General features: G+C 66.7%; 20 protein-coding genes and 1 riboswitch. Of the genes, 11 read left to right on the top strand and 9 right to left on the bottom strand.

Features of this window, described 5'->3' with window-relative positions; translation table 11 throughout:
* Positions 1-14 precede the first annotated feature (14 nt).
* Together FKZ61_RS12890 and FKZ61_RS12885 are read left to right on the top strand one after the other, a co-directional pair.
* Positions 15-893, top strand: a complete 879-nt coding sequence (locus tag FKZ61_RS12890) for an MBL fold metallo-hydrolase (RefSeq protein WP_170199654.1) — start codon at positions 15-17, stop codon at positions 891-893.
* Positions 894-966: 73 nt separating this feature from the next.
* On the top strand, positions 967-1,704 hold the full coding sequence (locus tag FKZ61_RS12885; protein ID WP_170199652.1) for a ribonuclease HI family protein: 738 nt from the start codon (positions 967-969) through the stop codon (positions 1,702-1,704).
* 11 nt (positions 1,705-1,715) lie between these two features.
* Here FKZ61_RS12885 and FKZ61_RS12880 read toward each other — a convergent pair whose 3' ends face one another.
* Positions 1,716-3,083: a hypothetical protein gene (locus FKZ61_RS12880; RefSeq protein ID WP_141610532.1), complete on the bottom strand. Its 1,368-nt coding sequence runs from the start codon at positions 3,081-3,083 to the stop codon at positions 1,716-1,718.
* A 202-nt stretch (positions 3,084-3,285) separates the two neighbouring features.
* On the opposite strand from FKZ61_RS12880, the gene rtcA reads away from it, so the two are divergent.
* The 4 genes from rtcA (at position 3,286) to FKZ61_RS12860 (ending at position 8,279) form a co-directional block, all read left to right on the top strand.
* Positions 3,286-4,359 (top strand): RNA 3'-terminal phosphate cyclase, encoded by a 1,074-nt coding sequence (rtcA, locus tag FKZ61_RS12875; RefSeq protein ID WP_141610531.1) that lies wholly within the window; start codon positions 3,286-3,288, stop codon positions 4,357-4,359.
* Between the two features lie 223 nt (positions 4,360-4,582).
* The gene (locus FKZ61_RS12870) at positions 4,583-5,224 is read left to right on the top strand and encodes a cyclodeaminase/cyclohydrolase family protein (protein ID WP_229964240.1); all 642 of its coding nucleotides are present in this window, start codon (positions 4,583-4,585) and stop codon (positions 5,222-5,224) included.
* Positions 5,221-6,078, top strand: coding sequence for a bifunctional 5,10-methylenetetrahydrofolate dehydrogenase/5,10-methenyltetrahydrofolate cyclohydrolase (locus FKZ61_RS12865; RefSeq protein WP_141610530.1), 858 nt, complete (start codon positions 5,221-5,223; stop codon positions 6,076-6,078). Before FKZ61_RS12870 ends, FKZ61_RS12865 begins: the two co-directional genes overlap by 4 nt.
* 164 nt (positions 6,079-6,242) lie before the next feature.
* Positions 6,243-8,279, top strand: a complete 2,037-nt coding sequence (locus FKZ61_RS12860; RefSeq protein WP_141610529.1) for a YfhO family protein — start codon at positions 6,243-6,245, stop codon at positions 8,277-8,279.
* Positions 8,280-8,297: 18 nt separating this feature from the next.
* Here the strand turns inward: FKZ61_RS12860 and miaA are convergent, their stop codons facing one another.
* The 5 genes from miaA to trmD form a co-directional block, all read right to left on the bottom strand.
* Positions 8,298-9,245, bottom strand: a complete 948-nt coding sequence (gene miaA, locus FKZ61_RS12855) for a tRNA (adenosine(37)-N6)-dimethylallyltransferase MiaA (protein ID WP_141610528.1) — start codon at positions 9,243-9,245, stop codon at positions 8,298-8,300.
* Between the two features lie 15 nt (positions 9,246-9,260).
* Positions 9,261-9,665, bottom strand: a complete 405-nt coding sequence (locus tag FKZ61_RS12850; protein WP_141610527.1) for a YraN family protein — start codon at positions 9,663-9,665, stop codon at positions 9,261-9,263.
* 2 nt (positions 9,666-9,667) lie between these two features.
* Positions 9,668-10,333 (bottom strand): ribonuclease HII, encoded by a 666-nt coding sequence (locus tag FKZ61_RS12845; protein ID WP_141610526.1) that lies wholly within the window; start codon positions 10,331-10,333, stop codon positions 9,668-9,670.
* Between the two features lie 195 nt (positions 10,334-10,528).
* Complete coding sequence (gene rplS, locus FKZ61_RS12840) at positions 10,529-10,891, bottom strand: 50S ribosomal protein L19 (RefSeq protein ID WP_141610525.1); 363 nt, start codon at positions 10,889-10,891, stop codon at positions 10,529-10,531.
* A 366-nt stretch (positions 10,892-11,257) separates the two neighbouring features.
* Positions 11,258-12,118 (bottom strand): tRNA (guanosine(37)-N1)-methyltransferase TrmD, encoded by an 861-nt coding sequence (trmD, locus tag FKZ61_RS12835; RefSeq protein ID WP_141610590.1) that lies wholly within the window; start codon positions 12,116-12,118, stop codon positions 11,258-11,260.
* A gap of 114 nt (positions 12,119-12,232) precedes the next feature.
* On the opposite strand from trmD, the gene FKZ61_RS12830 reads away from it, so the two are divergent.
* Both FKZ61_RS12830 and rnhA read left to right on the top strand, forming a co-directional pair.
* A complete protein-coding gene (locus FKZ61_RS12830) occupies positions 12,233-13,984 on the top strand; it encodes a M23 family metallopeptidase (RefSeq protein ID WP_141610524.1) in 1,752 nt (583 codons plus the stop codon).
* Between the two features lie 40 nt (positions 13,985-14,024).
* Positions 14,025-14,504 (top strand): ribonuclease HI, encoded by a 480-nt coding sequence (gene rnhA / locus FKZ61_RS12825; protein ID WP_141610523.1) that lies wholly within the window; start codon positions 14,025-14,027, stop codon positions 14,502-14,504.
* A 7-nt stretch (positions 14,505-14,511) separates the two neighbouring features.
* Here rnhA and FKZ61_RS12820 read toward each other — a convergent pair whose 3' ends face one another.
* From FKZ61_RS12820 to FKZ61_RS12810, 3 genes are all read right to left on the bottom strand, one after another.
* Complete coding sequence (locus tag FKZ61_RS12820) at positions 14,512-14,988, bottom strand: hypothetical protein (protein ID WP_141610522.1); 477 nt, start codon at positions 14,986-14,988, stop codon at positions 14,512-14,514.
* Positions 14,989-15,200: 212 nt separating this feature from the next.
* The gene (gene purH / locus FKZ61_RS12815) at positions 15,201-16,733 is read right to left on the bottom strand and encodes a bifunctional phosphoribosylaminoimidazolecarboxamide formyltransferase/IMP cyclohydrolase (protein ID WP_141610521.1); all 1,533 of its coding nucleotides are present in this window, start codon (positions 16,731-16,733) and stop codon (positions 15,201-15,203) included.
* A 136-nt stretch (positions 16,734-16,869) separates the two neighbouring features.
* Positions 16,870-17,005, bottom strand: a riboswitch (ZMP/ZTP riboswitch).
* A gap of 75 nt (positions 17,006-17,080) precedes the next feature.
* Positions 17,081-17,767 carry a hypothetical protein gene (locus FKZ61_RS12810; RefSeq protein ID WP_170199650.1) on the bottom strand — a complete coding sequence of 229 codons (687 nt, stop codon included), beginning with the start codon at positions 17,765-17,767 and terminating at the stop codon, positions 17,081-17,083.
* A gap of 222 nt (positions 17,768-17,989) precedes the next feature.
* Here FKZ61_RS12810 and FKZ61_RS12805 point away from each other — a divergent pair, with 222 nt between their 5' ends.
* From FKZ61_RS12805 to FKZ61_RS12795, 3 genes are all read left to right on the top strand, one after another.
* Complete coding sequence (locus FKZ61_RS12805) at positions 17,990-18,379, top strand: VOC family protein (protein WP_141610520.1); 390 nt, start codon at positions 17,990-17,992, stop codon at positions 18,377-18,379.
* Positions 18,380-18,602: 223 nt separating this feature from the next.
* Positions 18,603-19,544, top strand: a complete 942-nt coding sequence (locus FKZ61_RS12800) for an aldo/keto reductase (RefSeq protein WP_141610519.1) — start codon at positions 18,603-18,605, stop codon at positions 19,542-19,544.
* A gap of 199 nt (positions 19,545-19,743) precedes the next feature.
* Positions 19,744-20,736, top strand: a complete 993-nt coding sequence (locus tag FKZ61_RS12795; protein WP_141610518.1) for a pilus assembly protein TadG-related protein — start codon at positions 19,744-19,746, stop codon at positions 20,734-20,736.
* The last annotated feature ends 31 nt before the right edge of the window (positions 20,737-20,767 follow it).

Below are 20,767 nucleotides of genomic sequence, written 5' to 3'. Positions count from 1 at the left end.
AAGAGGAGAAAGCCGTGTCCATCATTCGAACGCGCGTCGCCGATGACACCTGGGTCTTCACCAGCGAGCTCTACCTGGAAGTCAACGCCGGCCTGGTGGTGACACCGGAAGGCGGCATCCTGATCGATACCCTTCCCTTTCCGTCGGAAACCCGCCAGATCATCGAGTTCGCCGAGCGCATCTGCCCGGCCGGGATCAAGTACGTGATCAACACGGTGAGCCATGCCGACCACGTCTATGGCTCTTACCTCTTTCCCGAGGCCGAGCTCATTGCCCACGAACGCTGTCGGGAGATGTTGATCCAGTACGCCTACCAGGCATTGGAAGAGGCCAAAGAGCACACGCCGGAGCTGCGGGAGGTGGAGCTGCGCCTGCCCAAGGTGGTCTTCAACGAGGGGATGCTCATCCGCCTGGGCGGCAAGACAGTGCACATCTTCAACACGCCCGGACCCAGCCCGGAGGTCTGCGCCGTGCACGTGCGAGAGGACAAGGTGCTCTTTGCCAGCGATCTGATGATGCCGGTCCCGCTGATTGCCAGCCCCTTCAGCGACATCGAACAGTACAAACGGTCCCTGGCCAATCTCCACGATTACAATCTGGAGAGCATTGTCCAGGGCCACGGCGACATCCTGCTGCGGGGCGAAGTGACCAGCAGCATCAACGCCAGCATCAAATACCTCAACGATATCCAGCGGGTGGTGGACGAGTTGATGGCCTCTGGCGCCACCAAACATGACCTGCTGCAACACGATATCGAGCAGTTCGGCCGCAGCCGCATCCCCCTGGGCGGTATCGTCCAGCAATTCCACGCCTCGAACCTGCTGTTCCTCTGGGAGAAGGCCCGCCAGCGCCAGCGGGCTTCCCGCCAGGCCATGCGGCCGGGCCTGAACTAGGCCAGAGCCGACCACCGGAGGCATGGGAGATGGGCCGGGCGGCGGGCAGAGGCCAGGGAGCCGGAGGGTGACCATGGCAGAGACGGACCAGACGTTGGAGGCCCTGGTGGAGGCCATCGCCGGGTTGACGCCTGACCAGCGGCGGCGCCTGCAGCGGCGCCTGCGCCTGAGCGGCCTGTGGGAGCCAGAGGAACTGCTCACCGACCGCAACCGTCTGGCCGTGGCGCCGGCCCTGGCCAGGCGTCCGGGTGCACGACCCAGCCGGCGGACTACCCCGACCCCTCTGCCCGCTACCTCCGACACCGAGTATCAGTCGCCGGTTAGCGGCAAGGTGGTGCGGGGCGCCCCCACGGAGGTGGACGGGGCCGTCGAGCCCCACGCCATGCCTCCCCTGCCCGGCCAGGCGCCGGAACAGCCCATTGTCATCATCTTCGACGGGGGCAGCAAGGGCAACCCGGGGCTGGGCTATGGCAGCTATGCCCTGCGCTGGCCTGGACAGCCCCAACAGGTGGTCCAGCTCCGCTTTGGCGACCGGGTGACCAACAACGAGGCCGAATACGATACCCTCATCTCCGCGCTGGAGGCCACTTTGAAGCGCCTGGAGGATAGCGGCGCCGATCCGGCCACGGCCCGGGTGGAAATCTATGGCGACTCCCAACTGGTGGTCAATCAGGTCAATGGCCGGTGGGCCTGCAACGAAGATCGCCTGCGGGTGCGGCGGGATCGGGCCCTGGCCCTGTTGAACCGCTTCGGCCACTGGCGCCTCCGCCACCACGGCCGGGAACACAGCGTCCGGGTCCTGGGGCACTGAGCCCAGAGCACCTACGGCCGCTCCACCAGGATGGTTACCCGGGTTTCATCGCTGGCCTCATCCCGGGTGATGACCAGGGAAAAGCTGTCATCCCCCTTGCGACAGGTGTAAAAGCCAAAGGAGCCTTCCACGCTCCATCCCATGGCCGTCAGGGTATCCTGATAAAACTGGGTGACCTCTTCCTCGCTCAAACGGCTGACCAGCTCTGGAATCCCGCCGTAGTAGTTGACCAGCTCTGTCTCCGGCGGCAGGGGGAATTCCCCCGGTGCGAAGCCGGGGACCTGGATCACCCCCGGTTCTGGCGCATCCGCCGGCCAGCTCACCGCCACATCGGCCCCAATGTCGAACATCTCATACGACCAGGAGAGGGATTGATCCGCTTCTGTGGGTTGGAAGTCCGGCCCCAGGGTGCGTGCGCCCCGGACTTCGGCCACGAAGTCGTACTTCACCACGAAGCCCCCTTCCTGGGCCACCCAGCCGTCGTACTGCATGGAGAGGATCTGGCCCATGTTGGCGGCCGTCTCCGCCGGGAAGAGGGTGGCAAAGCGGCCCGGGTCGTCGATGCGGTAGTGGATGGCCGGCACCCCGTTGACCATCTCCACGCCGACCCGCTCCGCGTCCGTCAGGTTGCGGGCGATGGCCTGGGAGAGGTCCACAAAGGCCTGGATGCCCGCCGCAAAGGCGGATCCCTGATCCCGCTGCACCACCAGCCAGTCCCCCTCGCCGTAGTTGACCGCCAGCCGATCGCCCACCTGGTAGACGGCCACCGTCTCTTCGCTGCCATCTTCGTGGCGGGTGGTGAGGACGTAGGATTCGTCGGAGCCGTAGGCGCTGTCGGTGCGCACGAAGGCCATCTGGAATTCGCCCTGCTGGACGGTGACGCTGCCGTCGGCAAAGGTGGAGCGGGTGCGGAAGGTCCCCCGGGCCCGGAAGGTGTCCGGCAACTGGATCCCGGGCCCTGTCTCTGCCTGGGGTTGGGTCGAGCCGGCCGGCGCGGGGGTTGGGGTGGGGGTGGGCAGGAGCACCACCACATCGGCGACCGGGTTGGTGACTGTACCGGTCATCGTGTCGGTCATCATGTCGGTCATCGTGTCGGTCATCATGTCGGTCATCGTGATCGTCTCGGCGTCGGCGATGGTCTCCGAGCCCGGGCCGGCAGGAAGAGCTGGAGGCGTGGCCGTTGCCGGAGGAGTGGGGGATGGAGAGGACAGCGTGGGCGTGGGCTCTACGGGCGCCGCGACGGTGGCTGTCGGGGGGAGGGTGGCTGTTGGCTGGGGGGTGGGCGTTTCCGCCTCCTGGCTGCGGCCACAGCCAGCCAACAGCAGGCTCAACATGGCCACAAGGACGAGGCAATGCCGGGTGCACCACAGGGGTCGCATGGTCGAACTTTCCTCCTGCTCACGGTGGATGGGCCCTGGCGGCCCACACAGGATCGGCAATGGGCCAGTGTAACATAGGCCCACAGGACCCGCCAAACGGGGCACGGGGCCGGCCATGTTACAATAGACAGGTCCCGGCCGGTCCACCTCCGGCCAGGGTAGAGCCAACTCCATCGCCATCCTGTTGTGTTTGGAGGGTGCCATGTTGCTGATCGACGGTGCCTATGGGGAAGGCGGCGGCCAGATCCTGCGCACGGCCCTGGCCCTCAGCCTGCTGACCGACCAGCCCTTTCGGGTGGAAAACATCCGCCAGGGGCGACTTCAGCCCGGCCTCAAGCCCCAACATCTCCACATCGTCCGGGCCCTGCTGCAGATGAGCGACGCCCGGGTGGACGGCCTGGCGCCAGGCGCACAGCGCCTCTCCTTCTGGCCGGGCCGCCTGCGGGCGGGCCACTTTCACCTGGACGTGGGCACCGCCGGCGCCATCCCCCTCATGCTCCAGACGCTGCTGCCCGTGGCCATGTTCAGCCCGGGGCCGGTCACCTGGAGCCTGACGGGGGGAACGGACGTGCGGGGCGCCATGACCCTGGACTTCTGGCGAATGGTGTTGCTGCCGTTCCTCCGTCCCTATGCCCGGGCACTTTCCCTGGACATGGAGCGGCCCGGCTTTTACCCGGCTGGCGGTGGGCGGGTGACCCTGCGGGTGGAGCCCCGCTTTCGGCAGCCCGGCCGGGGCGATGGCCTGGCCCTGCCCCGGGATCTGCGTCTGGACATCCCAAGCCGGGGGGCGCTGGTAGGCATCCAGGTGATCTCCCGGGCCAGCAGCCGCCTCCGCGCACGGCGAGTGGCCGAACGCCAGCTGGAGGCCTTCGCGGCGGGCTGGTCCGGTCAGCCTGTGCAGCCCCAGGTGCGGTACGACGACACCCGCTCCCCCGGCTCGTCCCTTACCGCCGTGGCCCTCTACAGCGCAACCCGCCTGGGCGCGGATGCGCTGGGCGAACGGGGCAAACCGGCAGAGGAGGTGGGGCGGGACGCAGCCCGTCGCCTCCGGGCTGCCGTGGCGTCAGACGCCACAGTGGACGTCCACACTGCGGACAATCTCATGCTCTGGGCCGCGCTCTTCGGCGGCTCCTACACCTTTCCAGAAGTCAGCGGCCACATCACCACCAACGCCTGGGTGATCGAGCACTTCCTGCCCGGCGCCCTCCAGCTGCGCGGTCGGACCCTGGAGGCGCCAGGCGTTGGAGCGGGCGCCGGCTCGCGCACGACGGCATAAATCACCCTCGCCACGCGGCGTCGGCATCCGCAGATGCCGACCCGGGCGGAACAGCGCCGCATCGGGGGGAGGCGCATCGGCGGATGCTTCCCCCGCCCATGGGCCACCCTCGCGACCCTGTGTTTTCTCCGATGGCGTCATCTATGGTTCCTGCAGTGGACTCATGGTATAATCCGGGCGCCCGGCTCAAACTTCCGACGGCAGCAGAAGAGATGGGAGGATCATGACCAAAACCGCGCAGATGACCATCCAGGCCTTCCTCGATGCCCTGGCCGCGCGCCAGTCCACCCCCGGCGGCGGGGGCGCGGCGGCGCTGGCCGGTGCCCAGGCCGCCGCCCTGCTCAGCATGGTGGCCAATTTCACCCTGGGCAACAAGAAATACGCAGCGGTGGAGGCCGAGATGCAGGGCTATCTGGCCCGCAGTGAGGCGTTACGACAGGAGCTGTTGGAGCTGGTGGACCGGGATGCCGCGGCCTTCGACGCGGTGTCTGCCTGTTACGCCATGCCCCGGGGCACCGAAGCGGAAAAGGCCGCTCGCACGGCCGCTCTGCAGGAAGCCCTCCAGGGCGCCGCCCGGGTGCCCCTTCACACGGCCGAACAGTGTCTGGCTGTCCTCCAGTTGGCCGAGCCCCTGGGCAGCAAGGGCAACGCCAACGTGGTGAGCGACGTGGCCACAGCCGTCTACCTGGCCGTGGGCGCACTGCACAGCGCCATCGTGAATGTCAACATCAACCTGAAATTCATCCGGGACCAGGCCTTTGTGGAGCAGTTCGCCGCCCGCCGGGATGCCCTGTTGGCCGAAGCGGCCCAGGCAGAGGCCGCCGCCAAAGCCGCCTGCCGCCAGACCCTGGGGGTGGACCTATGAGCGCCCGTCTCCTGGACGGCGCTGGGCTGGCCCGGCAGCTCAAGGCCGAGCTGAAGGCGGAGATCGAGGCGTTCGTGGCGGCCCATGGGGTGACGCCCACCCTGGCCGTGCTCCAGGTGGGCGACGATGAAGCCGCCTCCGGCTACGCCCGGGCCATCGCCCGCACCTGCAAAGGGGTGGGCGTGGCCTTTCGGGCAGAAACCCTGCCCGGGGAGGCCAGCCAGGCCCAGGCCGTGGAGACCCTCCAGGCCCTGAACCGGGACCCACAGGTCCACGGCATCATGGTGCTGGAGCCGCTGCCGGCCGCCCTGGACCTGGACGCCCTGCTGGATCACCTGGACCCGGCCAAAGACGTGGATGGGGTCCATCCCCTCAACGCCGGCCGCCTGGCCACGCAGCGGCCGCCCTTTTTCGTGCCGGCCACGCCCGCAGGGGGTATCCGCCTCCTGGAGGAGGCCGGGGTCGACTTCCAGGGCAAGGAGGCGGTGGTGGTGGGCCGCAGCAACATCGTGGGCAAGCCCATGGCTATGCTCCTTCTCCACCGCCACTGTACCGTCACCGTGGCCCACAGCCGGACGGTGGATCTGCCGGCGGTCTGCCGCCGTGCGGACATTCTCTGCGTGGCCGTGGGCCGGCCGGAGATGGTCACCGGCGACTGGGTGAAGCCCGGCGCCGTGGTGGTCGACTTTGGCACCACCTACACGGATGCAGGCCTCAAGGGGGATTGCCACCAGGAGAGCGTGGCCGCGGTGGCCGGCATGATGACGCCGGTGCCGGGCGGCACCGGGCCCATGACGAATGTCCAGTTGATGACCAACGTGCTGCAGGCCGCGCGACAGGCCGTGGCCCGCTGAAGCTGGTTTCAGAACTCCGTGCAAGGATGAGCAGAGCGGCGGAAAAGGGGCAGATCGGGGTGGCGTCCGGCGGCCCTATCAAAGCCGAAAGAAGGCGGCCAGGTCGGTGGCATCTGGCCGCCCTTCTTTGTTACACGCTCCTCACGGCCCTCATGACCTGGCCCATGGCGAGCCAGGTGCAGCGCGCCATCCCCGGCGACGGCTTCGACGGCTGGCAGAACTACTGGAACCTGTGGTGGCTCAAGATCGCCCTGGTGGACCGCATCCAGAATCCCTACGTCACCGATCTGCTCTACCATCCCACGGGCGTGGGCCTTTACTTCCACACGCTGAATCCCTTCAACGGCCTGGCCACCATGCCCGTGCAACTGGCGGCGGGGCTGCTCCCGGCCTACCACGCCGTGGTCTGGATCAGTTGGGTGCTGGGCGGTTACGGCACCTATCTCCTGACCCTGTGGTGGCTGCGACGGAGCCGGGCGGCTGGGTGGCAGGTTCACCTGCCGGCCCTGCTGAGCGGCGTCATCTTCACTTTTGCCCCCTTTCACATGGCCCATCTGCTGGGCCACATGCAGGTGATGAGCCTGGAGTGGATTCCCTTCTATGTGCTGGCCTTGCTGCGGGCCATGGAGCGAAGCCGCCGGGGGCGTCCCTGGCTCCGGGACGGATTGCTGGCCGGTTTCTTCCTGGTGTTGACCGGCCTCTGCGACTGGTATTTTGTGCTCTATCTCTTCTTTTTCACCGGTTTGGCGCTGCTCTGGCAGTGGGGGAGCTTCCCTCGCCGGGCGCCCGCCCTCTTGGCCCCGGCGGTGGTGGCGGGTGGATTCTTTGCCGTGGTTCTCAGCCCTGTCCTCCTTCCCATGGTCCAGGAGGCCCTCCACTATTCCTTCATGGTGCGTCCCAGCTCGGACCTCTACATCCTGAGCGCCAGCTTGATGGATTTCCTGGTGCCCAATCGGCTTCACCCCCTCTGGCGTGATGTCGCGCCCGCGTGGATCGGCAACCAGATTGCTCCCCTCAGCGAGCGGACCATCTCCCTGGGCTACGTACCCCTGTTGCTGGCGGCGACGGCGGCGATGGGACAGCGGCGTCGGGCCGGCTTTTGGCTGGTGGTGGCCGTCTTTTTCCTGCTCCTGGCCATGGGGCCTGCTCTGCACCTGGGTAACATCACCTGGGCGGATGTCCCGGTGGAGGCCCAGGCCGGGCAGTCGGTGCCCGGCTGGACGCCCTTTGCGGTGCTCAATCGGCTGGTGCCCTTCATGCGCATCAGCCGCAGCGTGAGCCGCTACGCGCTGATGGTGCAGATGGCCGTCTCCGTCCTGGCGGGGATCGGGCTGGCCGGCTGGCTGGCCCGGCACTCCCCCGGCTGGGGGCGGGCTCTGGTCGGGGTCCTCGTGGCGGCGATCCTCTTCGAGTTTTGGGTGGCGCCCTTCCCCATGAGCCCGCCGGACACGCCGGCCTTCTACGCCCGGCTGGCCCAGATGCCCGACGACGGCGCGGTCCTCAATTTGCCCATGAACTACGACCGGCCGGGCTATCTCCTCTACCAGACCGTCCATGGCCGGCCGTTGACGGTGGCCTACATCAGCCGGGACGATCCCCGGACCTTGACTGAACGGGTGCCTGTGCTCCAGCACTTCCGCCACCTGGGGCCGGATATCCTGGACGTGGACCCCGCCCGGGTGGGGGAGACGGTGTTGCACGATCTGGAGGTGGCGTGGGTGGTGTTGGACCGGTACAAGATGCCTGGCGGCGATGAGCGGACGTACACCGAAGCCCTGGCCGGGGCCATCTTTGCCGGCCGGGCACCTTTCTACAGCGATGAGCGACTCACGGTGTACCAGGTGATGCCGCCCGCGGCACCACAGCCCTACCTGCTGCTGGGGCCGCTCAACTGGGGGCCGCTTCAGGGTGGGGATGCGCCCTTCCGGGCCCTGGGAGATGGCCCGGCCGGACTGATGGGTCGTCACTTGCCGGCCCAGGCATCGGTACACGTGCGCTACCGAACGCTGCCCGGCGTCGGCGCCGTGGTCTACACCCCCGACGAAACGGAGATGGTCGCGCGCCTGCCGGCTGCCCCCGATGGCGCTGAGGTCACCATCCCCCTGGCTTCCACCGGAAGCACCGGCGAGGCGGGGGTTGTATTCCAGGCGGAGCAGGCCGACGCCGTCTTCGTAGAGGAGATCCGCCTGGTGGCGCCCTGACGCGCTTTCGGCGTGGGCTCAGGAAGCGCCTTCACCAGGGGCCAGGAAGGCCTCGATCAACGCGACGATCTGGGACTCCACCTCTTGCTCCAGGTCGAACCAGTGGACGTCCGGCATTTTACGGAACCAGGTGTACTGGTGGCGGATAAAGCGGTGGGTCTCCACCTTCATGCGGGCCATGGCTTCTTCCAGCGACATTTCCCCCCGGAGGTAGGCGATGATTTCCCGGTAGCCCAGGCTGGTCATGGCCGGGAGGGCGGGGTCATAGCCGGCTTCCAGCAGGCGCCGGGTCTCTTCCACCAGCCCCTGGCGGATCATCTCCTCCACCCGGCGGTCCGCGCGCTGGTGGAGGATGTGCCGGGGGCGGGTCAGGCCGATGTGGAGGATGCGGTAGGGTGGGGGCTCCATGCCTTCCTGTTCCACCTTTGGCCGCCCTGTGATCAGGCGGATCTCCAGGGCCCGGAGCACCCGCCGGGGGTTTTTGCCGTCGATCACCGCGGCGGTGGCCGGGTCCAGAGTCTGCAGTCGGGCGTACAGGGCCTCCCGGCCCTCCCGTGCCAGAACGGCTTCCAGTTCGGCCCGGAGTTGAGGGTGGGGGGGCGCCTCGGGAATGCGCAACCCCTGGGTCACGGCCCGCAGGTAGAGGGCCGTGCCGCCCACCAGGAAGGGCAGGTGTCCCCGGGCGTGGATTTGGTCGATGGCCTGGTAGGCCAGCTGTTGATACTCGGCCAGCGTCAGGGGCTCGTCGGGGTTGCGCAGGTCCACCAGGTGGTGGGGGGCGCGGGCCTGCTCCTCGGGGGTGGGTTTGGCCGTGCCGATGGCCATCTCTCGGTAGATCTGGCGGCTGTCTGCGTTGACGATCTCGCCGTCAAAGCGCTGGCACAGGCGCAGGCTGAGCTCGGTCTTGCCCACGGCTGTGGGGCCCAGCAGCACGATCAGGGGGGGCAAGGAACGGGAGGTGGTCATGGCTTGGATCTGGGTTTATATGCCGCCCACCGCGTGGCGGATGTGTTCCACGGCCTGAAGCCGTCCCTGGCGGTCCATCTGGATCGCCACCACGTCGATGCGCCAGGGGCCGGTCCAGCCCTGCTGTTGCACATAGTGCTCGGCCACTTCCCGCAGTTTGGCCTGCTTGCGGGGCGTCACCGACTGGAGGGCTGTGCCGAAGTGGGTCCCCCGGCGGGTGCGCACCTCCACCAGGACCAGCCAGGGGGTGGGTTCGCCGTTGCGGCTGAAGTCCGGCGCCATTTCCTGGGCCACCAGGTCGATCTCGCCGGCAGGACAGCGCCAGTTGCGGTCCAGGATGGTGAGGCCCGCCTCGGTCAGGTGGGCTGCGGCCAAATCTTCACCGGTCTTGCCCAGGGAACGCCGTGGATCGCGGGGCATGGCTAGGGCTCCTGGCCGGGACGTGGATCCGGGAAAAAGGTGGCGGGACGGGCCAGGGGAGCGAAGGAAAAGCGGTGTACCGGGCAGGGGCCATGCCGGGCCAGCGCCTCCCGGTGGCTACGGGTGCCGTATCCCTTGTGGGCTGCGAAGCCATAGTGGGGAAACTGGTGATCCAGTTCCACCAGCAGCTCGTCCCGGTGCACTTTGGCCAGGATGGAGGCGGCGGCCACGGTGACGATGCGTTCGTCGGCCCGGGGGAGGCTCTCCTGAGGGATGTTGACCTGGCGCAATTTCACCCAGTCGATCAGGAGATAGTCCGGGGGGACGGCCAGGGCCGCCAGGGCCCGGTACATGGCCAGCCGGGTGGCCGGCCCGATGCCCATCTGGTCGATTTCGGCGGCCGGCACTGCGGCCACGGCCCAGGCCTGGGCTGCCCGCCGGATCTCGGCGGCCAGGGCCGCGCGTTCCGCGGGCTTCAGTTGCTTGCTGTCTCGCACCCGGGCCCAGATTCCGTCCAGGGGGCTCTGGGGGGGGAGCACCACTGCGGCGGCGACCACCGGCCCGGCCAGCGCGCCCCGGCCGGCTTCGTCCAGGCCGGCCACGTGGCGATGGCCGGCCTCCCATAGTCGCGCTTCGTATTCCAGGCTGGGAGCGGGCGTGGATTTCATGGCGTCGGCTTTATATTTGGTGACAACAAAAGGGCACCGGCAAAGGCTGCCGATGCCCTGCATGGACATCCCAAAATTGGACACCCAGGATGGAGGTGCGGGACCCCGCGACGCCGGCCCGAAGGGTCAGCCGCGGATCCGCCGAAAGTAAAAAGCCCGGAGTAAAGCCAGGGTAAAAAGGCGGTGTCCGGCCGATCAGGTCTGGAGGAAACGCTTTTCCCGCAGGCGGGCAGCCTTGCCCTGGCGTTCCCGCAGGTAGTAGAGCTGTGCGCGGCGCACCTTGGCCTTGCGCAACACCTCCACCTTCTCCACCGTCTTGCTGTAGAGGGGGAAGGTTCGCTCCACGCCGACGCCGTGGGCGCCGGTGCGGCGTACGGTGTAGGTGGCGCCGGCCGTCTTGCCGCCATGCATGGCGATGACAACCCCCTGGAAGACCTGAATCCGTTCGTTGCGGCCTTCTGTGATCCGCTGGTGTACCCGGACGGTGTCGCCCGGGCTGAGGTCCGGCATGTCCGGGCTGAGCTCGGGCTGGAGTGAGGCCATCAGAGCATTGGTCATGGTATCACCGATCCTTTATTCCTGCGCTGCTGCGTACCCATGGCCACGCAGCAGTTCGTCCTGTGCCGTCAGATAATTACAACCTGGCAAGTATAACATATCGCCATCCACGGCCGCAAACTGAATGCCTTTCCGGATCGACTATCTTCGCATTTTATGTTGATCCCCAGGCTTCACAGATGGCCTCGCCGGAAGTACAGCTCCTGTGCATGAGGCGCCCGATTTGCGGCAGGGATTTGGCCTTCCCGACTTTGGGGGCTATAATTGCGTCTGTTTGAACAATCCACGGCCCTGGCCGGTTGGCGTGAAGCAGGGGGCGAGAGGGTTGGTTGGCTTTATTTGCCCAGATATGGGCTTGGGTATTTATCAAATGCGCTCTTCTTTGTCCGCATCTGTTTCCTCTCTTCCCGCTGGCTGCCAGCCGTGCCTGCGCAGAAAAGCCCGGTCCTCCTCGCTGAGGTTGACCATCTGGAGGAGGTCGGGGCGTCGCTGGAGGGTGCGCAGCAACGCCTGTTCCCGACGCCAGCGGGCCACATGGCCGTGATGCCCGCTGAGCAAAATGTCGGGGACCTGTTCGCCCCGGAAGGTGTAGGGGCGGGTGTACTGGGGCCCCTCCAGCAGGCCACCCAGGCCAGGCGAGTAGCTGTCCTGTTGGGCGCCCTCGGCGTAGCCCAACACCCCGGGCACCAGACGGGTAATCGCGTCCACCAGCACCATGGCGGCCAGTTCCCCCCCGCTCAGGACATAATCGCCGATGCTGATCTCGTCGCTGACCAGCTGGGTGCGCACCCGTTCATCCACGCCTTCGTAGCGCCCACAGATGAGGGCCAGCCGGCTGAAGTGGCTGAGTTCGGTGACGATGGCCTGGTTCAGGCGCCGTCCTTGGGGCGTCAGCAGGATGATGGGCACGTCCGCAGGCAGCGGGGCCGGCGCCTCTGGATCCCAGGGCGGCAGGTTGACGAAGGCGTCTTCCGGGGGGAGTTGCCAGCCCGGCGGGCGGGTGAGCACGGTTTCCACGGCGCGGAAGATGGGCTCCGGCTTCATGATCATGCCGCCGCCGCCGCCGTAGGGCGTATCGTCGCAGATGTGGTGGCGGTCGGTGGTGTAGGCCCGGATGTCATGCAACGCGACGGATAGCAGCCCTTTTTCCTGGGCCCGCTTTAGGATGCTTTCCGAAAGCGGACCACAGAACATGGACGGAAACAGGGTGAAGATGTCGAAGTGGATGCTGTGGGCCGGCCCGCCAGCCACCAGGCCTTCGCCTGGTTCGGTGGCCATCTCTGGATTTGCTTCGGACATACTCAATGTGGTGTGCAGGATTCTGAGTTCAAGGCTGCGGACATGTCGAAATCATCGGACTGGCAGCAGGGTTCATTTTTGCTTCGTGTTCTACAGCGCCTGAGAGTCTGGCAGCGCCTGGGCGCAGAGCAGCTGGCGCTGGCGCTGGAACGGCTCCGGTTGTGGCTGACCGGCATTGTAACACAGGGCCCGCTCCCTTTGAAGCCGGAAGCCTGGGCGGTTTCCTGGCCACGCGGCCGTCGCCTTCGGCAGTGGGCGCCCATCACCGTACAGGTGGGCTTTTGGGGCGTGCTGGCCCTGGTGATGTGGTGGAGTTGGCCCCACGGGGCCGGGACGCCCATGGCCGCCTCCTCGTCCACCTGGTCGAGGCAGGGCAGCCAGGCGTCCAGTTCGCCGGCTTCGCTAGCCATCGTCAACCCGGCCAACCTGACCACGCCCCAGGCTGCGGCCACCCCCGCGGAGGCGACAAGGACCGAAGACTCCGGGGAGAGCTCGGGCCTGGCCAGCCGTGAGCCCGCCGCCGGCAGCGCAATGACCGTCACCGTGACGGCAGCCGCCACCGGAGCCAGCGGCGCACCCTGGCCCCAGGAAATCGTGGTGGTCACCCCGACAGCAGCCCAGCCGGAAGCCGAGTCGCCAGCTTCCGCCCAGCCGGATCTGCCCGTCGGCAGCCCCCTGGTGATTCCCGTCGATTTGGCGGCTCCTTCCCAAGAAGTCGGGTCCGGGCAGGCAAGTCCTACCCCACCCCTTGCCGAGGCAGCATTGCTTCCGCTGCCCACCCCCACGCCGCTGCCGGTGCCGCCCACGCCCGACCCATCCCGTCTGATCACCGAAGAAGTCTCTTCGTTGCCGACGGTGGCCGTGGTTTCCCTTGCCGGTGTTCCCCTTTCGCCGACTGTGTTGCCACCCACCGCCACGCCAGAACCCACGCCGACCCCCTCTCCCACCCCCACCCGAGTGCCCTCTGAGCGCGGGCCTGGACGCCTCTGGTCCACCTTCACCCCGCGGCCGGCGGCAGAAAACGACCACTTCTGGATCGGTCGGCCCTTTGCCAACATCCAGGCCAACCAGCAGGCCAGCCCCAACTACCAGTTCGGCTCCACCGCCGGCAACCGGTATCGGCCACACCACGGCCTGGACATTTCCAACCCGGTGGGCACGCCCATTCGAGCAGGAGTCACCGGCACGGTGGTCCATGCCGGGCCTGACGATGTGAACCTGTTGGGGCCGTACAACAATTTCTATGGCCTGGCTGTGGTGATTCGCCTGGATCGGCGTCTGCCGGTCGCCGGGGGAGAGCTGGATGTCTACGTGCTCTACGGCCATCTGAGCGATGTCCGGGTGCAGGAAGGGCAGCATGTCCAGCCGGATGACGTGGTGGGGCTGGTGGGCATGACCGGCATCGCCATCGGGCCGCACCTGCATGTGGAGGTGCGGCTGGGTGCCAACACCTACCAGCACAACGTCAATCCCTATTTGTGGCTGGAGCCAGAAGAGGGCAACGGGGTGGTGGCCGTGCGCCTGTTGACCGCCAATGGCCGCACCTGGGCCGGCGCCAGGCTGAGCCTGACCCGCTTCGCCGGCGGCGTCGCGGTCTGGTCCCGCCAGATCGAGACCTACCTGGACACGGAGCAGATTGGCCCGGACCCCGCGTGGGGCGAGAACGGGGCCATGGGTGATGTGCCCGCCGGCCACTACTACCTGGTCGGCACGGTCAACGGGGAATCGATCCGGGTGGAGTTGGACGTGGAAGCCGGCGCCACCACCTTTGTGGAGATCCGAACGAGCCAGTGAAGGCTGCTGCCGGAGTAGGGCATCTGGAAAGGAGCAGCGGATGACGGGCCCGCGCCGGGTGATCATCTACACCGATGGCGGCTGCATCGGCAACCCAGGGCCAGGAGGGTGGGCGGCCATCCTCCGCTATGGCGAACACATCAAAGAGCTGTCTGGCCGTTTCCGGGAGACGACCAACAACCGCATGGAGCTGCGCGCGGCCATCGAGGGGCTGGAAGCCCTGACCCGTCCCTGCCCGGTGGTGCTGGTGACGGACAGCAACTACCTCCGCCAGGGAATCACCCAGTGGGTGCACACCTGGCAGCGCAACGGCTGGCGCACGGCCTCGAAGCAGCCGGTCAAGAACCAGGACCTCTGGCAGCGTCTGTTGGCAGCGGTGGCCCGCCACGAACCGGCCGGTGGCGTGGAGTGGCAGTGGACCAAGGGGCATGCCGGCGAGGCGTGGAACGAACGGGCCGACCGGCTGGCCAATGAAGCGGCCCGCAGTGTCACGGAAGACGACCCGGTGGATAGGGAATAGGCTGGGGCTACACCGGCCCTGATGTAGCCAGATCCCGGGCGATCAGGGTGGGCAGAATGAATGGGCCGGCCAGACGCACCATCCGCCCATGGCGGATTCCCAGCCGGCCGTTTCGCAGGTCCGGCCAGCTCCAGTGGCCTCGATAGCGGAAGAAGCCGGCGATTTCCCACAGCCAGAGCACGGCCAGGGCCAGGGGATAGGGCAGCCAGAAGCCCACGAAGACAAACGCCGTGTAATGGCGGGCCGGGTTCGGGTCGTCTACCAGCTCAGGCCGGAACCCCTCCGTGCCGAATTGAACCGGAGGCCGGCCCGCCATCTGCCGTAGAAAACGCAGGGGATGCGCCAGGTCTCGCAGCCGGATGTAGGCGTAGGCGTCAGCCATCTGCAGAATGAAAGTGACGGTGCCGCGCCAGCCGGCCGGTGCCTCTTCGGCCAGCCTCTCCACCGCCTGGATAAACCCCTGGACGCCTCCCCCCGCTTCCACGTCTCCTCCTCTGGATCGCTGCCCCTTTGACCGTCGCCTCCAGGATGATACCGGCAAGTCACGACGAGCGCAACTGCTACGTTCGGGTCAGGCTCCCACGGGTATTGGTCTCCCGCAGCGCTGGCCATCTTCGGCGGGCCGGAGACCCGCCCTACGTATCCGTTGCGTCCAATCCGCGCGGGTGGCACTTCGTGCCGTGGGTGCGATCGGTATCAATGCCGGAAGTGGCGGGTGCCGGTGAAGGCCATGACCAGGCCCAGGGCATCGGCCGCGGCGATTACCTCTTCGTCCCGCACCGAGCCGCCCGGCTGGACTACGGCAGTGATGCCATATTGGGCGGCGGCTTCGATGCCGTCTGGGAAGGGGAAGAACGCATCCGAGGCCATGACAGCCCCCTGAGCTCGCTCGCCGGCCTTATGCCCGGCCAGCATGACCGAATCCACCCGGCTCATCTGGCCAGCGCCCACGCCCACCGTGGCCCGATCCTTGGCAAAGACGATGGCGTTGCTCTTGACGTGGCGGGCCACCCGCCAGGCAAAGGCCAGGTCGGCCAGTTGCTCGGGGGTGGGCTGCTGCCGGGTGACGATCTGCCAGTTGTCCGGATCCATGTCGTTTTGGCTGCGGTCCAGTTCCTGGACCAGGACGCCGCCGTAGATGCTGCGCAGGCTGAGGGGGCGCAGGGCCACGCCCGTGGGCTGGACGATGCGCAGGTTTTTCTTCTTGCGCAGGATCTCCAGGGCCTCCTCCTCGTAGGCCGGGGCGGCCACCACTTCGATGAAGAGGGAGGACATGCGCCGGGCCGTTTCGGCATCCAGGGGGCGGTTGACAGAAATGATGCTGCCAAAGGCACTGACGGGATCGGAGGCCAGGGCCTTGTCGTAGGCGTCGGCCAGGTTGGGGGCGCTGGCCAGCCCGCAGGGGTTGCCGTGCTTGATGATGGCCACCGTCGGCTCCCGGAAGTCCTGCGCGGCCTGCCACGAGCCATCCAGATCCAGCCAGTTGTTGTAGCTCATTTCCTTGCCGTGGAGCACCTCGAAGGGGACCTTTTCGCCAGCGTAGATGTAGAGGCCGCCCTGCTGGTGGGGATTTTCGCCGTAGCGGTTGAGCTGGGCTAGCTTGAGATCCACCAGGATGTGGCTGGGCATGGGTGTATCGTCGGGTTCCCCGATCTGGTCGGCCAGGTAGGCGGCGATGGCCGTGTCGTACTCGGCCGTATGGCGGAAGGCCTTCACCGCCAGCCGCTTGCGGAACATGGACGAGGTGCCGCCCTGGGCGAAGGCATCGGCCACTGCGTCGTAGTCGGCTGGATCGCAGACCACCGTCACCGACTCATGGTTTTTGGCCGCGGCCCGCAGGAGGGCCACGCCGCCGATGTCGATCTCCTCCACAGCCGTGGCCAGGGTGGCATTGGCCTGGGCGATCGTCTCCCGAAAGGGATAGAGGTTCACCACTACCAGGTCGATGGGGGCAATGCCGTGCTGCTGGAGCTCCTCCAGGTGTTGGGTGGTCCGCCGGGCCAGGATCCCCCCGTGGATGGCGGGGTGCAGGGTCTTGACCCGGCCACCCAGGATTTCGGGGAAGCCGGTGACATCTTCCACGGCCCGAACCGGCAGCCCGGCGTCGGCAATGGCCCGGGCTGTGCCGCCACTGGCGATGAGCTCCACACCGGCCTCGTGGAGGCGGCGGGCGAATGGGACCAGACCGCTCTTGTCCGAGACGGAGAGCAGTGCACGTAGCTGGGGCATTTTCCTTCTTTCCTTTCGTGTCGTTCTTTTGTGTTGATTCGCTCTGTTTCGGCCCGAGGTAAACGAATGGAGCATTTCCAGTGCAAATTCGTGGGCAAACAAAAAAGGGCAGTCGGGCTCCTTGTCAGGAGCTCAACTGCCCCGCCCAGGCGTACGACGGTCAGACTTTCCCCGCGATCCTTCTCCCTCGTGGTCTGTTCCACGTGTTGGACGCCGTCCGCTGTATGCCGTTCACAGCCTGTCGGCCTGTCTCGCCAGTCGAAGAATCGCGCCTCGATTGTCGCTGCTTGAGTATAGGCTTTCATGGGGCCTGTGTCAAAAGGAGGCATCCATCGAGGGCTGCGCCGTCAGTCGGGCGCCAGAAGCTGGTCCACCGGTGTGGGCTGGGCAGGCCATCGGCCTTCTCGCATGAGCCACTCCTTTTCCGCCTGCAGGGTAGTGTACAGCGCCGGGAAGCTGTGGCGCAAGGCCGGCGTCCGCGCGTATTGGGTGAGCAACGTGTGGAGCACCCCCACGTAGAGCTCCATGGGCGCCAGTTGGGCCAGCCGCTGTCGAAACAGGGTGTCGTTGACGCCCCACCGGACGCGATTCCGAGCGATGAGGGCCTCTGTCTCGGCGGCCAGCTGGTCGGCCACCGTGGGTCTGAAGCCGGGACTCAGGGCCAGGAGCGGAGCCGGCGAGCGCACCACGTACAGGGTCATATCCGGCCTGGTAACCCCTTCCAGGGTGCCGCCGAAGGAGAAGAAGCCCAGCCGCTTGTCGACCCGGTCGCTGACCAGGATCCGGCCCACCGCCACCGAGACGGGCAGACGCAGGATGGGTTCCTGATGGAAGGTGGTTACCGTGACCAGCCCCTGGGTATCCACCACCGGCAGGCGCAGGGCCTCCGGGTCAAAGTGGGCCAGGGTGGGGGTCCGCCGGATGGCCACCAGCAGGCCCTGGTGACCCGGGCAGCGGGGGTGGGGCTGGGGCAGCAGGTCGTAGCCCAGATGTTCCATGTGTTTGAGCAACGCGGCGCTGGTGGGTTCTTCCATGTCTGCTCATCCCTGTGGTGCTTTCATCGTGCCTTGTTCCCCCCATTTTACCCTGATCTGCCCCGTTGGCCTTCATCTGGTTGGCCACCGAATATGGGGCAGAATGGCGAGGCCATGGTAGAATAGACAGGGCCGTCCCTGTCGGGCAAGTTCCGGCAGATGGACCCCATGCCAGCATCCACCCACCAACAGAACGTCCACGCAAAACGAGGAGTTCATTCCATGAAACTCGAACATGTTGCCATCAACGTGCCCGATCCCGCGGCCATGGCCCAATGGTGGGGCGAACACCTGGGCATGCGCACGGTGTTGGCCTCCCAGGAGTCTCCCTACATCCATTTCATCGCCGACGAGGCGGGCAGCATGCTGGAGCTCTACAACAACCCCGCCGCGCCCATGCCGGACTACGCTTCCATGAACCCCTTTAACCTGCACATTGCCTTCGCCTCTGCCGACATCGAGGCGGATCGCCAGCGGCTGATCGCAGCGGGCGCCACCCCGGTGGGCGAGATCACCACCACCCCGGCCGGCGACAAACTGGCCTTTCTGCGGGATCCCTGGCAGGTGCCCTTTCAGTTTGTCCAGCGCAAAAAGCCCCTGTTGGGTGAATAGGCGATAAGCGGCTGGTAAATCCCCGGCAGAAATTCGCCGATCAGGCCTCTGGCCTGCGGCATAGCCGATCAGGCCTCTGGCCTGCGGCATAGCCGATCGGGCCTCTGGCCTGCGGCATAGCCGATCGTATCCCCCAGAGGTCGCGCGCCCAGAGGGCACCCAGAATTTCTGCCGTGGTATTGACGCCAGACTGTACTAGAGAAAAGACGCGGAGAAAGCAATCATGGACTACGTGACCCTGGGGCGCACCGGCCTGCGGGCTTCGGTCATCGGCCTGGGCGCCGGGGGCCCCAGCCGATTAGGCCAAAGCACCGGGCGCAGCGAGGCGGAGTCGGTGGCCGTGGTGCGCCGGGCCCTGGATCTGGGCATCAACTTCATCGACACGGCCCAGGCCTACGGCACCGAGCCCATCGTGGGCAAGGCGTTGCGTTCCGTGCCCAGAGAGCAGGTCATCCTCTCCACCAAGATGGGCATCTTTCGAGATGGCCAGCCGGTGCCGCCTGCAGAGGTGGCTGCCGGCGTGGAGGAGAGCCTGCGGCGGCTCGGCGTCGACTACCTGGACATCTTCCACCTCCACGGTGTCCAGGTGCATCAGTACGACCATGCCATCAACCACGTGGTGCCTGTGTTGCTGCGCCTGCGGGAGCAGGGGAAGATCCGCTGGTTGGGCATCACCGAGTCCTTTGGCAGCGATACCCGGCATGAGGCCCTCCGTCGGGCCCTGGCCGACGACTGCTGGGACGTGATGATGGTGGGCTTCAATCTGTTAAACCAGAGCGCGCGGACCCTCATCTTTCCCCAGACCCAGGCCCGGAATATCGGGGTCCTGATCATGTTTGCGGTGCGACGGGCCCTGAGCAACCCGGAGCGGCTGCGGGCCACCCTGCAACAGCTAGTGGCGGCGGGCCAGGTGGATCCGGCCGAGCTGGATCTGGAGGATCCCCTGGGCTTCCTCCTCCACGAGGGCGGCGCTTCCTCCCTGCCCGAAGCGGCCTATCGCTTCTGTCGCTACGAACCGGGCGTCCATGTGGTGCTCTCGGGCACCGGCAACGTGGCCCATCTGGAAGAGAACGTGCGCGCCCTGCTCCAGCCGCCCCTGCCGCCGGCGGACGTGGCCCGGCTGCGCGCCCTCTTCGGCCGGGTGGACAGCGTCTCCGGCAACTGAGCAGGTACGCCCATCGACATTTGCCCGGCTTTTTGACAGACATTTGACGGTTCCCCACACCCACCCTTGTTGTATAGTAGAGAGGACAGCGTCCACTGTCTGTTCCGGATCTCTGGGGATGGCTGCCAGCACAGCTGTCCCCAGGGATCCGACTGGTCTCCTCGCCGGACAGGCATGAACCGGGGTGGAGCAGACCGGGATGTGGATAACGTGTAGCACGAATCTGGTGTATTCACGGCCATACGAGGGGATCACAGGAATGTGGATACCGATGGAGAATCTGCGAGGCTGGGGCAAAGAGATGCGTGTTCCATGGCGCCGCCTGTGGACGGATGAGAGGGGCGCCACAGCTGTTCTGGTGACGCTGCTTTCCATGGTCTTGCTCGCGATGGCTGCCCTGGGCGTGGACGGTGCCAATGCCTACCTCCAGCGCTGGCGCGCCCAGAACGCCGCCGATGCCGCGGCTTTGGCGGGTGCCCGCAGTGTGGCCCTGGGCGAGAGCCGTTCCGCAGTGGAAGCCACGATCCAGGAGCTGACCCGGGCCAATCAGGCTTCCCTGCTTTCCTGGGCCTACACCGACGATGGCCGGGGGGTCGTCGTCGAAGTGTCCCGCCGTTTTCCCACCTACTTTGCCGGCATCATCGGCTACCCGGAAGTGACCGTGGCCGCCGAGGCGGCAGCCCGCACCGGCCCGGTGGTGGCGGCGGACAACCTGTTGCCCATGACCGTCAACTGCATGCAGGAGCTGGTGTTCGGCCAGGAATATCTCCTGTGGGACCGAGAGGGTGAAGGGCCAGGCGTCTTCGGCTGGCTGGACTGGAACGGCGGCTCCCGGGGCAACAACGAACTGGTGGACAACATCGAAAACCCTGCCAACAGCGGCCGCTGGGAGATCGGCGATCAGATCCCGGCGGGGCCTGGGGTACAGAATTCCTCCGGCGTACGCAACGCCCTGCGCAACTGGATCGACCGCCCGGTGACCATTCCCCTCTACAGCCAGGTGACCGGCAACGGCGCCAACGCCCGCTACGAAGTCTGCGGCTTTGCCGAGTTTGTCATCACCGATTTTAACTTCCAGGGGCGAGACAAATGGGTGCGGGGGCGCTTTCAACGGGCCCTCCAACCCGGTAAGGGATCCACCGACCCCAGCGCGCCCGACTATGGCCTGCAGGCCGTCTTCCTGGATCGCTGATCTTTACGCCGCTGTTCAAGTCCCGCTGAAA

This window comes from Litorilinea aerophila (assembly GCF_006569185.2).
In the GTDB taxonomy this organism is placed as follows: Bacteria; Chloroflexota; Anaerolineae; order Caldilineales; family Caldilineaceae; genus Litorilinea; species Litorilinea aerophila.
This window is presented reverse-complemented; position numbering and strand designations above follow the sequence as displayed.